Genomic DNA, 16486 nt, shown 5'->3' on the forward strand with positions numbered 1-16486 from the left:
TAGATGACCCTCCTATTCATTGATCGCTTCAACTACGGAAGCAATACCTTGACCAACACCGATACACATTGTTGCTAGACCGTAGCGCGATCCTTGCTTTTTCATTTCATGAATAAGCGTTGTTAAAATACGCGCGCCACTTGCTCCTAGCGGATGGCCGAACGCAATCGCACCGCCGTTTACGTTAACTTTGCCAGAATCTAGTCCAAGTTCTCTCATACAAGCAAGTGATTGTGAGGCAAAAGCTTCATTCAACTCCACCAAATCTAAATCAGCTATAGAGAGACCTGCCCGCTTCAGTGCTTTTTTGGAAGCTTCGATCGGGCCTACACCCATTATAGCGGGCTCAAGACCTGCCACACCGGATGATACATATCGAGCCAAAGGTTTTAATCCTAACTGATCTGCTTTTTCACGGCTCATCAAAAGTAATGCAGAAGCTCCATCGTTGACTCCAGACGCATTTCCCGCTGTGACGCTTCCGTTTTTAAACAACGGTTTAAGCGTACCAAGCTTTTCGAGCGACGTTTCAGGACGAGGGTGTTCATCTTCTGTAACCCACGTTTCGTTTCCTTTTCGGTCTACTACTCTTACAGGAACAATTTCTTCTTTAAAACGGTTCTGTCCGATAGCTTCTTTTGCTTTCTGCTGAGAATCATAAGCGAATTGATCTTGTTCTTCTCTTGTAATTCCATATTTCTTCGCTACGTTCTCTGCTGTTTCAGGCATAGAATCTGTTCCGAACTTTTCATGCAAAAGCGGATTAATAAAGCGCCATCCGATCGTCGTATCAAACATTTTCATATCGCCACGAGGATAGTCGACTTCAGGCTTCCCCATTACGAGTGGTGCACGTGTCATACTCTCCGTTCCACCGGCGATGAAGATATCTCCTTCACCAGCCAAGATGGCTCTAGCACCGTAGATGACCGCATCCATACCAGATCCGCATAAACGGTTGATCGTCGTTCCGCCTACCTCTACAGGAAGTCCCGCGAGTAAAGCTGACATTCTTGCCACATTACGATTATCTTCTCCCGCTCCGTTTGCGTTTCCGAATATCACTTCTTCAATCTCGTTGACAGGAAGTTCAGGGTTTCTTTCCACAAGCGCTTTGATCACCTCTGCACCAAGATCATCGGGCCGAACCGTTTTTAGTCCACCTTTATATCTTCCTATAGGCGTACGAACAGCATCAACGATGACAACCTCTCTCATCACTTTTTCACCCCGTTATCTTCCGTGGTATAGTCGTATACCCCTTTACCTGACTTTCGGCCAAGTCTACCCGCCTTAACATACTTGACTAAAAGTGGTGCCGGACGATATTTTTCACCTAACGTTTTATGAAGGTAGTTCAGGTTGTTTAAGCGTGTATCTAATCCTACTAAATCGCCAAGTTCAAAAGGTCCCATCGGAAAATTCAAGCCCAGTTTAATCGCTTTGTCGATGTCTTCTGGCGTTCCTACGCCTTCTTGCAGCATATAGAACGCTTCATTCCCAATCATAGCTGAAATCCGGCTTGTAACGAATCCTGGGAACTCGTTAACCGTTACGGTTTCTTTCCCCATCTTCACAGCAGCTTCTTTCGCGAGCTCGACCGTTTCATCGTTTGTTTCATGCCCGCGAACGATCTCAACGAGTGGCATTCTATGCACCGGGTTAAAGAAATGCATGGCGATTACTTTTTCAGGACGTTTAGTAAAAGATCCTATCTCAGTTGGACTCATCGTAGAAGTGTTTGTCGCAAGCACGCAATGTTCAGGTGCTGAACGGTCTAGTTCTTCAAAAACAGCACGCTTGATCTCTATGTTTTCTGGAACAGCTTCAATCACTAAGTCTGCACCGCTAACGGCCGCTGAGAGATTCGTAGCATACGAAAGTCTCGCTTGCGCTTCTTCAGCCACACTTTGTGATAACTTTCCGCGAGATACTGCTTTTGAAAAAATAGAATCGATCTCTTTTTTTGCATTTTCAAGTTGTTCTTCTTTTACATCAACGAGTTGAACATCAAAACCGCCGACTGCGCTCACGTAGGCGATTCCTCTTCCCATCACACCAGATCCGATGACTACAGCATTTTGTAACAATAGTCTCTCCTGCCTTTCTTTTAAACAAATGTTTAACGTTTTGTATGCAATACTGCTTTTGAAGGAGGTTAATTTCCGCTGCAAGGCTCGCTTTCCGCAGGGTGTGCGGTGAGCCCATTCGCCGCTTTGCGTCATTGAACGGTCTCACCTGTCTAGCTACAGCTCCTAGCCCCTCGAGGTCATAAGTTAAATGGTACACGAAGGCAAAGAGCGCCTTCCCTACCCATTTTCCTTATGCTTATCAGGGCTGTACAGTCGCTTCCGCATTTCAATAGTCCCACTCATCCTGCAGGCGTCTCGCCTTTCCGCTCCAATTAACTATTCAATGAAGTAGTAATTCAAATCTCTTTGCAGCAAATTCTTGTATAAAAAGCGAGCACTAAGGCTCGCTTTTGTTTTGTTCTTTACTAAATAAATCACTGACAGAAAAGCTTTAAAACCTTCTGTTAAAGGTGATTTTAGTGGAAGATGCGAGACTCCTGCGGGACAGGCCGGCAGGTGAGACACTTAAGAGTGAAACGCTTCAAATGTGGCTCACCGCCTGCCCCGCGGAAAGCGAGCATCTGAAACGGAAATCAACTCTCCCACAAGCAACAAAGCTTAAATAAACAGTTATTTTGTTTTTACAGATTAAAAGGATTCAACGGACGTGATCCTGTGTAGGACACGACACTCTTTGTTTCTGAATAAAGATCAAGTGTCTCGATGCATAGCTCGCGGCCGAAACCTGATTGCTTGTAGCCTCCGAATGGAGTTCCCGGGAATGCAGAGAACGGTGAGTTGATCATAATTGTTCCAGCTTGAATCATACCCGCTACACGTGTTGCCTTTGCGTGATCCTTCGTCCAAATTGCTGCTGCAAGACCGAAGTCAGTATTGTTTGCAAGTTTCACAGCCTCTTTTTCGTCTTTAAACGTAGAGACAACAACAACAGGTCCGAAGATTTCTTCTTTAACTACTTTCATTTCTTCATTTACGTCTGTAATGATCGTCGGAAGATACCAATGACCGTTTTCATATCCGTCGACTTTTGCACGTCCGCCACCTAAAAGGATAGTTGCTCCTTCTTCTTCAGCAGATTTTACGTAGCCGTCGATCACTTCAAGCTGGCGATCTGAAATAATCGCTCCAACATGCGTACCTTGATCGAGTGGATTACCTAGTACAAGCTTCTTCGCTTTTTCAACGAACTTTTCCATGAACGCGTCATAGATACTTTCCTCAATGTACAAGCGAGATCGTGCTTCACAGGATTGCCCTGTATTGTAGAAAATACCGAATAATGAGCCGTCCACTGCTGCATCAAGATCCGTATCGGCAAAAACTAAGTTAGGTGATTTTCCACCAAGTTCAAGCGTTACACGTTTTAACGTTTGAGACGCCTTAGCCATGATGTCTTTTCCTGTTCCTGTCTCACCAGTAAACGCTACTTTATCAACACCTTCGTGTTCAGCAAGGTATGAACCAACCGTAGCTCCGTCACCTGTAATGATGTTTACAACACCTTCAGGAACACCCGCTTCATGACAGATCTCCGTCATAACGATCGCTGTTAAAGGCGTTAAACTAGCAGGCTTTAAGATGACAGAACAGCCCGTTGCGATTGCTGGTGCGATCTTCCACGCTGCCATCATCATCGGGTAGTTCCAAGGAATAATCTGTGCACAAACGCCTAGAGGCTCTTTTAGCGTGTAGTTCATGAATGGTCCTGGCATAGGGTTCACAGCACCGCGGTGGCTTACAATCGCACCTGCGTAGAACTCAAAGTCTTCAATCGCTTGCATGACTTGCCCTTGTGCAGCACTTAAAGATTTTCCACTGTTCAAAATTTCAAGCTCAACAAGTTCGTTATAACGAGAACGCATGATGCTAGCGATCTTGTTCATCGTGCGAGAACGCTTGTTTACAGGAGAGCGCTTCCATTTTCCTGTTTCAAAAGCTGTTCTTGCAGCCTTTACAGCAGAATCCACATCAGCTTTTGTTGCTTTTGCAACTTTCGCTAACGGTTCACCTGTTGCCGGGTTATATGTAACAAAGTATTCTCCCTCAGATCCACCAACACTTTGTCCGCCTATCACCATTTCATATACGTCACGTTTTACCGCTTTAACTTCTGTCTTTGTGCTCATGTTCTCCACTCCTTTTAATCTAGATGCCTATTTTCCTGTGAATGCTGGTTTTCTCTTTTCTATAAATGCATGCAGACCTTCTTGATGATCCGCTGACTCACCAGCAATTTTTTGCGCTTGTGCTTCATATTCCAGCACTTCGTTCAGATCGCTTTCCCAGCTTTTATTCATATAGCGTTTGATGAGACCGATTGCTTTGGTTGGCATGTTTGCAAGTTTCTCAGCGAAGATTTCCACTTCAAGCATGAACTCTTCTTCGCTTACCGTTTTTGTTACAAGACCAAACTCTTTAGCCTGCTGAGCGGTGATCTTCTCACCTAACACAGCTAACTCCATCGCTTTTGCATGACCTACTAATCGAGGCAAGAAGTACAGATTTCCAGAGTCAGGTACGAGACCAACATGAATGAACGCTTCTATGAAGCTCGCTTTCTCACTTGCGATACGGAAGTCACAAGCTAGAGCGAGACTCATTCCTGCACCAGCTGCAACACCGTTCACGGCTGCGATTACAGGCTTCTCCATGGCAACTAATGCTTGCACCATCGGATTGTATCCTTTTCGCAGAACATCGCCATAATCAGCGCCCTCTGGTGAACCTGTTAAGTCTTGACCTGAACAGAATGCACGCCCGGCGCCCGTTATAACAACAGCTCTTACATTGCTGTCTTTGTTTGCTTCTTTAATCGCTGAAACCATTTCCTTATGCATGAGTGATGTGAATGCATTGAGTTTATCCGGACGATTTAAAGTAATCCAAGCCGTTTTTCCTCTTGTTTCGTAGCTGATCGTTTCAAACATGTTCATATCCCCTCTACTTCCCTTTAAATTCGGCTGGACGCTTTTCAACGAAAGCCTTCATGCCTTCTTTTTGATCCTGAGACGAGAATAATAGATAAAAGTTTTTACGTTCGAACTGCATGCCTTCGTGTGTGGAATAATCAATAGACTTATAAACAGTCTCTTTTATTAAACGAGTAGATAAAGGTGCTCTAGAAGCTACAATCTTCGCATACTTTTTTGCCCCGTCCACGACAAGTTCAGGTGCGATGACACGGTTGATCACTCCGTATTGAAGAGCTTCATCAGCTGTCATCGGATCACCGAGCCATAGCCACTCGAGCGCTTTTTTCTGACCCATCAGCTTTGTAAGTTTTACAGTGCCACCAGCACCTGGCATCACACCAAGTTTGATCTCAGGAAATCCGAACTGTGCATTTTCTGCTGCGAAGAGGATGTCTGCGCATAACGCTAGTTCAAAACCTCCACCAAAGCAGTAACCGTTGACGGCACCAATGATCGGCTTTTTGATCGTTGCGAGACGATCCCATTCTTTAAACTGGTTTAATAGTTCAAGAGAGACCGCTGTATCTTCTTTCATCTCATCAATGTCAGCACCGGCTGCAAATGCACGCTCACTGCCTGTTAAAACAATTGCTTTCACCTCATCATTACGGTCGAAGCTTTCAAAAGCATCTAATAGTTCCGTAACCATCGGCCTGTTGATCGCGTTTAACACGCGCGGCCTGTTTAATTGAATAGAGGCTATCCCATCTTCAATAGAGGTTAGAATTGTTTCGTAATTACTCATTGATTTCCTCACCGATCATGAGCGTTACAAGTTCAGCTGCAAAGCTCATCAAGTCTTTTCCAGAAGCTTTACCTTCATCAGACTTCATCGCTGCTTTCAACGCATCATGATCGTCATAGTACATTTCACAAAGAATGTGATAGTCGCTTTTCCCCATCGGCGAGCCTACGATTTTCGTTACTTCCATTTTGCGAAGTCCAGGAATCTTCTTCGTGATCTCAGTATGATGTCCAAAATAGTGGTCGTCGAACTGCTCCAAGTTTTCCGGTGTTTTGTAAAGTGCGATTAGTTTTACCATGTGTGTTTCCTCCCTATTTTTAAACTCATCATTTTTCTTATCCCATATCAGCAACAGGTTTCATCGCTTCAAACGGGTTCTTGCACGACTTGCAATATAGGATACTTCTGCAGGCTGTTGGTCCAAAGATGTTTTCCATCGTTACGTATGTTGATCCACAATACGGACAATCGATCTCCCAAGGCTCACCCATCACATGGTTCGCTGGTGGAGGTGAGATGCCAAACTCTTTTAACCTCTCTCGTCCCTCTGGTGTAATCCGGTCTGTTGTCCACGATGGTGTAAATACAAATTTCACTTCTGCTGAAGTAATTCCTTCTACATTTTCAATCGCTTTTTTAATATCTCGTTCGATGATGTGAAGAGCTGGACAGCCAGAGAACGTAGGCAGAACAGAAATCCTTACCCTATCATCTGTCACGTCAACTTCGTGCACCATCCCGAGATCCAATATACTGACAGAGGCGATTTCAGGATCTTTTACATCCCCAAGCGCGTCCATCACACTATCAGTCATGCTGCTTTTTAATTCGGACACGGGGTTCATCTCCTTTCTAAATCGTCTTACCAGCCAGTTGCAGGATTTGTTGCATAAACTTCAGAAAGTGTTGCAGTTGCTTGCTTCAAGTCTTCCGTGTGTACTCCGTTTCGACCGTTGCCTCTTTCCATGCGAGGTTCCCCAGGATAAGATGCACCTACTTCTTTTAAGACAGCCTCAATCTTGTTGTTCCATCTCTTCTTCATTACGTTCTCATCATCGATGAAGTTCGCCTTTACGATATCTTCATAATACGGTCCGAGCGTAAGAACGCCGCCAAAGTCTTTCCAAACCTTTTGGATGGCTGCTGTCATTCGAAGGGTCGCTTCATCTGTACTGGTCATAAGCTGCTTGAACCAAATCTCCCAATGCATCAGATGGTAATACTGTTCTGTCATGATTTTACGTGCTGCTTCTGCCAAAGGTTCATAGGAAGAGTGGCGCAATGAATCTAGACGTATATGTTTGTGTACAGCGTAAAAGTAGTTGCGTACGACAGTGAACGCCCAGTCGTAATCTGGTTCTTTTAAGTACGTTCCAGGTCCGTTCACTTCTTCTAAGATGATGGCATTTCGAAACAGATCAGGTGATCGCAGGTGAGCAATCCTGTCTGCTTCTCCTTCTTCAAGATTTTCGAGTAGGTTATAGTACAAATTCGCATGCCCCATCATGTCTTGTGAGATGGATGAGAATGCAACATCCTCTTCAATATGCGGTGCTAGACCAAGCCACTCCGATCCGCGAAACGCAAGAAGAAAATCATCGTCTGCAAGCTGATAGAGAAGCTCGATCAATGCTTTCTTTTCTTTTGGTTTTAACGTTTCTTGTGTCATGAATTGTCTCCCCTTCCGCCAAGGATGTGCTGTTCGGTAAACTGCTCCTGATTATAGTCGCGCCACTTCTTCTTTAGATAGCCGTACCCTTTTGTTTCTCTATATTGTTTATCGAGACGTTTTAGCATCTCTCTTTCGTCTTGGTTAAGTCCCCTGATGTTCTCTCTTTTCACAACCCAGATGTCGGCGACCGTTTCTCTTCTGAAAAAGTTCTCTTTTGCCATGATGAGCGCCATATCTGCGTTTGGTGCTAAAAGGCTGAAGCTATGCTGAAACGGAGATTTATCTGTTTTTTTACTGAATACTTCATACACGTTGTAAAACTCATTTGTTGATTCGTTCACCTTTGTTTCTCTCCTTTCCGCTGTTAGTTCGCCTTTTTAGCAGCGAGTGCCGCGCGTACCCACTCGTTATTTTTGTATGAGCGGCGACGAAGATCTAAACGATTCTGTGATTGTGGTCCGTTACCTGAAACAATCTGTTTGAACTTGCTCCAGTCAGCGTCCTTATAGATCCACATCTGGCTGTCTTCATCAAAACGGATCGTATCATCTGGAATCGTTAGCCCAAGCGACCAAATACGCGGAATATATTTTGTGAAGAACTCTTGTCTAAGGTCCTCGTTTGTTTTTGTACGGATCTTATACATGATGTTCTTATCAGCGTTTGAATTTCCGGTTTCTTTTGCTGACTTTGGTCCGAAGAACATGATCAGTGATTCCCACCAGCGGTTTAACGAATCCTGCAGCATTTCACGCTGTTCCGACGTTCCTTCTGCCATCGCTAAAATGATGCTCTCACCATGTTGCGCGTGGAAAACTTCCTCCGCACAGATACGCTTTAACGCCCTGGCGTATGGCCCATAAGAAGAATCAAGCATCATGCTCTGAGAGATGATTGCCGCCCCGTCCACAAGCCAAGCGATAATTCCCGCATCACCCCAAGTTGGAGCATCCATATGAAACACGTTATGAAATTTTAATTTACCTGAAAAAAGATCTTCCATGATGTCGTGGCGGTTCTTGCCAAGAGGGGCCATCAAATCTTCTGCCACACGAAGCAAGAGCTGTCCATGTCCCATCTCATCCTGAACCTTAGCCATAATCGCAAGTTTGCGGTGAAGAGAAGGCGCTTTAGGTACCCACTCTTTCTCCGGAAGCGCTCCCATAATTTCAGAAATGCCATGCATCGAAATCAAACGAATCAGCTGCAGGCGATAATCTTCCGGCATCCAGTCATCCGGTTCGATCTTTTCACCGGCGTTGATCCGATCAAGAAAATGAGTCATCTTCTCTTCTTCACTAAGCTGATTAAAACTCATACCAACTGTCATGTTGTTCCCTCCTATTATATTACGTTTATTTACCGTAATTATAAATTATCGTCATACGATTTAAAAGTAATTATACGCCCATTTTTCTCTGTGTTTTCCTGACGACTCGAATCGCCTTACCTTCAGAACGTGGAATACCTTTTGGTGGATACACTTTAATATTCATGGATACGAGGCATGTGTCTTTAATTTTTTTTGTGATCGTCTTCTTTAACAGGTGCGTCGCCTCATGATCTTCGTCTCCGTTTGTTACAGCATAAAGTTGTTCTGTCATCTCAACATGAAGTTCGATATGTTCTTTTAATCCTTCTGTTAAAATATGAACTTGGTAGTGAGGTACAATATCCTCTATCGAAAGAAGACAATTCTCAATTTCAGAAGGAAACACATTAACTCCACGTACGATAATCATGTCATCGATCCGGCCCTTCACACGGCTCATTCGTATGGAAGTCCTTCCACAGCTGCAAGGTACTCGATTAATGGAAGCAATATCTCCTGTACGATATCGAATGATCGGAAAAGCTTCCTTCGTTAAACTCGTAAACACAAGCTCTCCATACTGACCATCAGGCATTGGTTCGAGCGTATCAGGATTAATGATCTCAGCTAAAAAATGATCATCCATAATATGAAGGCCATCCTGTGCCTCGTGGCATTCCATCGCAACGCCTGGACCCATCACTTCGCTCAATCCATAGATATCCATCGCTTTGATGCCAAGCTTCTCTTCAAGCGTCGCACGCATCTCTTCAGACCACGGCTCTGCTCCAAATATTCCATATTCTATCGAAGTCGCTTTCGGATCTTTTCCTAGCTCCTCCATCTTTTCAGCAATGGTTAAAATATAAGAAGGTGTTCCGCATATCACCTGAGGTTTAAAGTCTTCGATCAAAAGGATTTGCCGTTCTGTATTTCCGCCTGAAACAGGAACTGTAATCATCCCCAGCCGCTCAGATCCGTTATGAAGTCCGAGTCCACCTGTAAATAGACCATAGCCATATGCATTATGAAGGACATGACCAGGTTCTCCACCTGCAATGGCAATAGAACGCGCTACCATGTTGCTCCACCTATCAATGTCACCTTCTGTATAGCCAACCACTGTCGGTTTACCGCTCGTTCCAGAAGAGGCATGCAGTCGGACAAGGTGATCGTTCGGAACAGCAAAAAGACCAAAAGGATAATGATCGCGAAGATCTTTTTTTACGGTAAAAGGAAGTTTTTGAAGATCTTCTAATGTATCAATTGAAGAGGGATGAATTCCTTTTTCGTCAAAAGCATTTTTGTAAAAAGAGACATTCTCATATACGTTGTGTACCGTCTGCTTTAACCGATGAAGCTGAAGCTCTTCTTTTTCATCACGACTCATACATTCCACTTGTGGATGGAGGATCATTCTTTCATCTCCCTTTATAATATGTAAGCGATTACAATTGAGATTAAAAAAATATGACGTTTTTGTACCGTTATCTAATTATTGTGTGATGTATTTGGTTTCAGCTTATCATTTATAATAATTTTCTGTCAAATGATTTTGAGTGCTGAAACAGTCGTTTAGACACGACCAGCACTTTATACTTTTCTGAAGACACGCTCATTGTGTCACAAGAAAAGTGTAATGTGACCTCGAGGGGCTGGTCTTTGAAGCTGGACTGATTTTGAGTGCTGAAACAGTCGTTTAGACACGCAACTTTTGGATGAGTTGTTGAAGACTTATAAATTGTCTTTGAGGACTTATAAAAAAATTTGAAGACTTATAAATTTTTTTGAAGACTTATAAATGAAAATGAAGACTTATAAACGATATAAACAAACAAAAACCGCCCATGAAAAGGCGGTTTTCTTCCTAATATAATAGATCAAGAAACTCCTGACGCGTTACATTTCCGAAATAGTGGCTTAAATCTAAATCCTTAAGCACTTCCTCGATCGCCTCGCGGTCATAACGTACACCGTTCAGCTTGTTTTCAATATCTGATACGTCACCTACACCAAAGAAATCACCAAAGATCTTACTTTCTTGAATGATTCCTTTAACGATGTGCAGACGGATATCAACAGAACCTGCTGCAAATCGGTTCGAAAGTTCCACATTGAACTTCGGAGATTTTCCGTAGTTCCAATCCCAGTTGGCATAACGCTCTCTTGAGATTTTGCGGATCTCTTCCCAGTCCTTTTCGGTCAATTCGTATTTTGGCACAGAATCCAACTCTTCGAATAAATACGCAAGAAGGGTCTGTTTGAACTCTTCCATCGTCATATCTTCATCCAAGTGCTCACGGATATTGGTTACTCGGCTGCGGATGGACTTGATTCCTTTTGACTCGATCTTGTCCATACGTACATTTAGAGCAGAAACTACATTTTCGATCTCAGAATCAAATAGCAAAGTTCCGTGGCTAAACATACGGCCTTTTGTAGAAAACTGTGCGTTTCCGGAAATTTTCTTACCGTCAGCCAAAATATCGTTTCGTCCGCTTAATTCAGCGTTCACACCGAGTTTTTTCAGTGCTTTTACAACAGGATCGGTAAACTTCTTGAAATCATGAAACGAATTACCGTCATCTTTCGTGATGAAACTGAAGTTTAAGTTTCCGAGGTCATGATACACCGCACCGCCACCAGATAAACGACGAACCACGTGAATCCCTTCATCTCGAACATAGTCCGCGTTGATCTCTTCAACGGTATTCTGGTTCTTACCGATGATGATCGATGGTTCATTTATATAAAAAAGCAAATACGTTTCATTGATGTCTAAATGTTTTAAAGCGAACTCTTCTATAGCTAGATTCACTCTTGGGTCTGTAATATTTTCATTATCAATAAAAAGCATATTTCTCTCCTCTTTCAGTCCCTATCTTTAAGCTCCCCACGTCCAGCCGGAAGAGGCAAGCTCCACTTTATTGTTATACACCTCTTTTGCCTCTGTGACAAGCTGTGATAACTGACCAAAATGAGGAAGGTGAGAAAGAAGCAGTTCACGAGCTTCGGACTCATGTGCTAGCTTGCCGCAATCCTCTGATGTCATGTGGCCTGGGCCGCTTCCATCCATTCCTTTGTAAAAGTTGCATTCTGCGATTAACAAGTCCGCATATAGGCTGAACGGAACGAGTTCAGGAATGAGCGCTGTATCTGCCGTATATACGATGGTATGTTTTCCGTCTGTAATGCGCATCGCATAGCAAACCGCAGCATGCTTTGTCAGTTGAAACGTAATCGTAAAAGGGCCGACCTTCAACACTTCATCTGGATGATAAAGAATTCCCTTTGTGGTAGTCCCGTGCGTGAGAGAGCGAAAACCATCTTGATCCTTATCGTGGCCATAGATCGGAAGTGGCTGTATTCCTTTTTGTAAAAACGACTGGATGAGACGACTGTATTGAAGAACACCTACATCAGCTACATGATCTGCGTGATAATGCGATAATACGACCGCATCTAGTTTTTCTGGCTTTATATACTTTTGAAGTTGTGAGAGAACGCCGCTTCCACAATCGATGAGCAGATTGAATCCCCCACTCTGAAGAAGATATCCCGATGTGGCTTCTCCCACTCCTGGATAACCACCCCAATATCCAATGACCGTTAGTTTCATAACTCTAGCCCTCCGCCTTTTTATTTACTAGTTTACACAATGCCCGACTCTTTACACTAGTTTTTGCGTTTAAGAGCATCTAGTACTTTTACTAAAACGGGGTTGTTTTTATGTTCTACTTTATATGCGGCATAGATTGTGTTTTCTGTGGTTAGTTCAGGAAATAATACCTTCACACGTTTTTCTAGTAATGATTTTTCAAAAAGATAAGTGGGAAGTATGCTCATTCCTAACCCATTTTCGATGCCCTCTAAGATCGATCTTAGATCAGGTATCACGTGGCAAGGTTGAAAGTCTGGTCGCTTTTTGAAATGATCACGCCAATACCTTCTTATGATAGGAAGTTCTAATCCATAGCTCAGCCAGTTCTTTTTGTTCAGCCACGCCTCTATTTCAGCAGTACTTTCTGCACTCGTTTCATAGGTTGGTGGTCCCACAGCAACAAATACTTCATCTTCAAGTTTTTGAAATTCAATTCCTTGCTGTTGCATTTTTTGAGTCGTCAGAATAAGATCCACTTCATCCTTCTCTAACTTTTCTAGTAACGTACCCGCCACTCCAAACTGAGATAAAAAACGAATATCTAAATCTCGGATTTTAGGAAGAGTTCGTATCGTAAAATATTCTACAGGCGAACCGATTCGGATAACAGGTGCACGTCCATTGCCAGATGAACTATGAAGCATTTGAAGTGTCGTATTTTCCAAGTTCTCAATGAGCGGAACAATTTTTGTATACAGTTCTTTGCCTTTATCCGTTGGTACCATTTTACGGGGAGCACGAATAAATAGAGGCTCTCCTATTTCTGCTTCTAAAGCTGCTAGATGCTGGCTCATAGCAGGCTGTGTTAAGATTCTAGCTTTTGCAGCAGCAGAAACAGAACGGTGTTTGTAGATGCTGATGAAACTTCTGTACCATTCAAAATCAATCATAAAAATCGCCCCCCCTTCTAAAGAATCAACATAAAAAACTGCACCGATCCGGATGAGGCACGATGCAGAATTTTATCCTATAGATCAATGATGTTTAAGCGGTATACTTCTCTTTCCTGAACAAGTGTTTCTATGTTTTTTCGATAATTTTTATAATGGTCGGATTCGATATGCCTGTTGAGAGCATCTTCATCACGCCAGTTTTCATAAAACACAAAAGTCTCAGGGTTCTCAGTAGATTCGTGAAGTGTATAGCTGATACATCCTTCTTCTTTCCTTGATGCTTGTACAACCTTAATCAATTCTTCGCGCAAACTTTCCGCTTTACCTGGTTTTGCTTTGAGTATTGCGTTAATGGTAATAGCCAAAAAATCATCTCCTTAAACAATCTTACAAACAATCTTGCCTTTAACATGTCTCTCTGAAAGCTTTTCAAGAGTTTCAGGTACTTCTTCTAGTGAAATCACTTGTTCTAGTAAAGAAGAAACTTTCTTATCTGCTACAAGCGCCAACAGCTCGTCACCCATTTTTGCTAAGTCGCGCTCAGCCACCTCGTCATGGTTATGATGAATGGCGTTTAATGCTACCTCATGAAAAGAGATTACACGTGTAAATGGTTTTACCTTTGTATAATCAGGAGCGCCAGCAATATGTGCAATGTGACCGTTGTATGCGATTAAGTCGAGTGATGCAGTTGCATTGTCTCTAGAGACTGTATCTAGAACTGCATCAACACCTCTACCGTTTGTAAAAGCCATCACTTTTTCCTTAACGTCGTCTTCCTTATAGTCGATCACAAGATCTGCTCCTAAAGAACGAACGTACTCATGGTTGTGTTTGGATGCAGTAGAGATCACCGTTTTCCCTGCATGTTTTGCAAGCTGAACCGCAAACCCACCTACACCACCCGCACCTGCATGGATCAAAATCGTATCGATTGAAGACATAGGCAATTTTCTAAACAGAGCCTGATAAGCTGTATAGCCTGCTGTTGGAAGAGCAGCTGCTTCTTCAAATGATAGAGAATCTGGAATACGTGAGATGGTATGTGCTGTTGTTACTCCATATTCAGCGTATGCCCCTTTTTTGTTAAAATCTCCGTGATACACAACACGATCACCGATCTTCCAATCTGTTACACCTTCTCCAACTTCATGTATGGTACCTGCCGCATCAAGCCCTAAAATGTGAGGATACGTCCAGTTCGGATTTCCTCCAGTTGCCGTTTTATAATCGACAGGATTTAGGCCAGCCGCATGAATTTTTACTACTACCTCTCCATTTCCTGCAGTTGGCATGTCTATTTCTTCTACCTTCATTTCTTTCCATTGATTGAGATCTTTCAAAAGTAATGCTTTCATCCGAAATTCTCCTCTCCCATATTCCTTTTCAATGTTCACAAAAAATAAAGCCTGCAAACCTTTTATTATAAAGGTCTGCAGGTTCACCTATAATTATGCTAACTGTTTTAGAACTTCTTTAGCCACAGAAACTGTAGATTGTGGATTTTGACCCGTAATGAGTTGTCCATCTCTTTGGACATGATCTGACCAATTTTCAGCAGCGACAAATTGTGCACCTAGTTCACGCATGCGTGTTTCTAACAAGAACGGCATATATTGATCAAGCGTTGTTGCTACTTCTTCAGCATCTGTAAAAGCAGTCACTTTTTTCCCAGCTACTAACGGAGTACCGTCAGAAAGTTTGACTCCAACTAGACCTGCTGGACCATGACATACCGCTGCTACTACTTTATTTTGCTCATATAGGTCGCGGATGACTTCTTGCAGTTTTGTGTTTTCTGGAAGGTCAAACATAGTTCCATGTCCGCCTGGCAAGAAGACAGCATCAAAACCATCAAGGTCTTTGATTTCTTCTAATTTTAATGTGTTTTCAAGATATTTGGCTGTGTCTAGTATCTCTTGAGGCACTTCACCCTCTAAGCTGCGGTCATCTACAGGAGCTTTTCCACCTTTAGGACTTGCAACAGTAATAGTATGACCCGCTTTGGCGAACTCCACATAGGCTTCACCAAATTCAGAAAGCCATAATCCTGTTGAATGTTCGTTGTTCATGTTATCAGCCGTAGTTACGACCATTAATATATGTTTAGACATCGTCTAATTCCTCCTAACAAAAAGTAAGTTATTACTCTAACAATACCTATTGTAGACTTCCAAAACCCATAATACAAATTAGAAAATATAACCCTATCTATAAATATATTTATTAATAAAGAATGAACATCTTGAAAAGATGACATGAGAAAAACCCCCGCTTTTTTGCGAGGGTTTACATACCAAGCTACTCTTTTACCGCACCTGAAGTTAACCCAGACACGATTCGGCGTTGGAAAAGCAGTACCATGATTACAAGCGGCACCGTTACGATAACAGTCGCGGCTGTAACCTCTCCCCAAGGAATCGTGAACTGTCCTTCAAACATTGCGATTCCGACCGGAACCGTTTTGAACTCATCATCTGTATTGATTGTTAACGCGAACAGAAACTCGTTCCATGCTGATATGAATACCAGAATCGCTGTTGTGAAAATTCCTGGTATCGCAAGCGGCAAGATCACACGCCAATACGTTTGCATAGGTGATGCCCCGTCCATTTTTGCTGCTTCTTCAAGATCAAACGGGATCTTTCGGAAGAACGTGACAAGAAGCCAAATCGATAATGGCAACGTAAATGTTGTGTACGGAATGATCAAACCAAGATAACTGTTCGTTAATCCAAGATTTTTCAAAACAATGTAGATAGGTGAGATCGTTGCGATCTGCGGAAACATGGATACCGATAACACTAATCCAAGGATAACTGTTTTTCCTTTAAAGTTTAATCGTGCGATCGCATAAGCCGCAAAGCTGGCTACAAGGACTGCGTACACAGTAGTAATCGTCGACACGACTAAGCTGTTCCATAAATATTTTAAAAATGGATAGTTAACAAATACAGATTCATAGTTCTCACCTGTCATGTTATTTGTAAACGGTATGAACGCACGATCACCAAACAGCTCAGCAACCGGTTTGATTGAACTTGCCAGTACCCATAAAAACGGAAACATGACAAGGAAGACAAACAATGTTAAGAATACGTAAAACATTGGGCCTGCTTTTTTGTTCATTTCCTATTC

Annotated in this window: 18 protein-coding genes; all 18 read right to left on the bottom strand. The window is 42.8% G+C overall.

Features of this window, described 5'->3' with window-relative positions; genetic code table 11:
- Positions 1-12: 12 nt before the first annotated feature.
- Positions 13-1218: a thiolase family protein gene (locus tag FS458_RS16725; protein ID WP_144702797.1), complete on the bottom strand. Its 1206-nt coding sequence runs from the start codon at positions 1216-1218 to the stop codon at positions 13-15.
- A complete protein-coding gene (locus tag FS458_RS16730) occupies positions 1218-2090 on the bottom strand; it encodes a 3-hydroxyacyl-CoA dehydrogenase (protein ID WP_066391452.1) in 873 nt (290 codons plus the stop codon). Before FS458_RS16730 ends, FS458_RS16725 begins: the two co-directional genes overlap by 1 nt.
- Positions 2091-2713: 623 nt before the next feature.
- The gene (locus tag FS458_RS16735; RefSeq protein WP_144702799.1) at positions 2714-4219 is read right to left on the bottom strand and encodes an aldehyde dehydrogenase family protein; all 1506 of its coding nucleotides are present in this window, start codon (positions 4217-4219) and stop codon (positions 2714-2716) included.
- Between the two features lie 27 nt (positions 4220-4246).
- Positions 4247-5020, bottom strand: coding sequence for an enoyl-CoA hydratase-related protein (locus tag FS458_RS16740; RefSeq protein ID WP_144702801.1), 774 nt, complete (start codon positions 5018-5020; stop codon positions 4247-4249).
- A 13-nt stretch (positions 5021-5033) separates the two neighbouring features.
- Positions 5034-5810 (bottom strand): enoyl-CoA hydratase/isomerase family protein, encoded by a 777-nt coding sequence (locus FS458_RS16745; RefSeq protein ID WP_144702803.1) that lies wholly within the window; start codon positions 5808-5810, stop codon positions 5034-5036.
- Positions 5803-6108, bottom strand: a complete 306-nt coding sequence (locus tag FS458_RS16750; protein ID WP_137790505.1) for an EthD family reductase — start codon at positions 6106-6108, stop codon at positions 5803-5805. The genes FS458_RS16745 and FS458_RS16750 overlap by 8 nt, the downstream gene beginning before the upstream one ends.
- A gap of 37 nt (positions 6109-6145) precedes the next feature.
- The gene (paaD, locus tag FS458_RS16755) at positions 6146-6646 is read right to left on the bottom strand and encodes a 1,2-phenylacetyl-CoA epoxidase subunit PaaD (protein WP_370630062.1); all 501 of its coding nucleotides are present in this window, start codon (positions 6644-6646) and stop codon (positions 6146-6148) included.
- A gap of 26 nt (positions 6647-6672) precedes the next feature.
- Entirely contained in the window at positions 6673-7479 is an 807-nt protein-coding gene (gene paaC, locus FS458_RS16760) for a 1,2-phenylacetyl-CoA epoxidase subunit PaaC (protein ID WP_144702808.1), read from the bottom strand.
- Positions 7476-7823 (bottom strand): 1,2-phenylacetyl-CoA epoxidase subunit PaaB, encoded by a 348-nt coding sequence (gene paaB / locus FS458_RS16765; protein WP_066391438.1) that lies wholly within the window; start codon positions 7821-7823, stop codon positions 7476-7478. Before paaB ends, paaC begins: the two co-directional genes overlap by 4 nt.
- A 23-nt stretch (positions 7824-7846) precedes the next feature.
- The gene (gene paaA / locus FS458_RS16770; protein WP_144702811.1) at positions 7847-8812 is read right to left on the bottom strand and encodes a 1,2-phenylacetyl-CoA epoxidase subunit PaaA; all 966 of its coding nucleotides are present in this window, start codon (positions 8810-8812) and stop codon (positions 7847-7849) included.
- Between the two features lie 70 nt (positions 8813-8882).
- On the bottom strand, positions 8883-10211 hold the full coding sequence (locus tag FS458_RS16775) for a phenylacetate--CoA ligase family protein (RefSeq protein ID WP_144702814.1): 1329 nt from the start codon (positions 10209-10211) through the stop codon (positions 8883-8885).
- Positions 10212-10661: 450 nt separating this feature from the next.
- Positions 10662-11651, bottom strand: coding sequence for a lipoate--protein ligase (locus FS458_RS16780; protein ID WP_137790510.1), 990 nt, complete (start codon positions 11649-11651; stop codon positions 10662-10664).
- Between the two features lie 27 nt (positions 11652-11678).
- Positions 11679-12413, bottom strand: coding sequence for an MBL fold metallo-hydrolase (locus FS458_RS16785; protein ID WP_144702817.1), 735 nt, complete (start codon positions 12411-12413; stop codon positions 11679-11681).
- A gap of 56 nt (positions 12414-12469) precedes the next feature.
- Entirely contained in the window at positions 12470-13345 is an 876-nt protein-coding gene (locus tag FS458_RS16790; protein ID WP_144702820.1) for a LysR family transcriptional regulator, read from the bottom strand.
- A gap of 77 nt (positions 13346-13422) precedes the next feature.
- On the bottom strand, positions 13423-13713 hold the full coding sequence (locus FS458_RS16795) for a putative quinol monooxygenase (RefSeq protein WP_144702823.1): 291 nt from the start codon (positions 13711-13713) through the stop codon (positions 13423-13425).
- Positions 13714-13725: 12 nt separating this feature from the next.
- Complete coding sequence (locus FS458_RS16800) at positions 13726-14706, bottom strand: zinc-binding dehydrogenase (protein WP_144702825.1); 981 nt, start codon at positions 14704-14706, stop codon at positions 13726-13728.
- A gap of 93 nt (positions 14707-14799) precedes the next feature.
- Positions 14800-15462, bottom strand: a complete 663-nt coding sequence (locus tag FS458_RS16805; RefSeq protein ID WP_144702828.1) for a type 1 glutamine amidotransferase domain-containing protein — start codon at positions 15460-15462, stop codon at positions 14800-14802.
- Positions 15463-15649: 187 nt separating this feature from the next.
- Entirely contained in the window at positions 15650-16477 is an 828-nt protein-coding gene (locus tag FS458_RS16810) for a carbohydrate ABC transporter permease (protein WP_066391426.1), read from the bottom strand.
- Positions 16478-16486 lie beyond the last annotated feature (9 nt).

Source organism: Fictibacillus phosphorivorans (genome assembly GCF_007673525.1).
In the GTDB taxonomy this organism is placed as follows: domain Bacteria; phylum Bacillota; class Bacilli; order Bacillales; family Fictibacillaceae; genus Fictibacillus; species Fictibacillus phosphorivorans_C.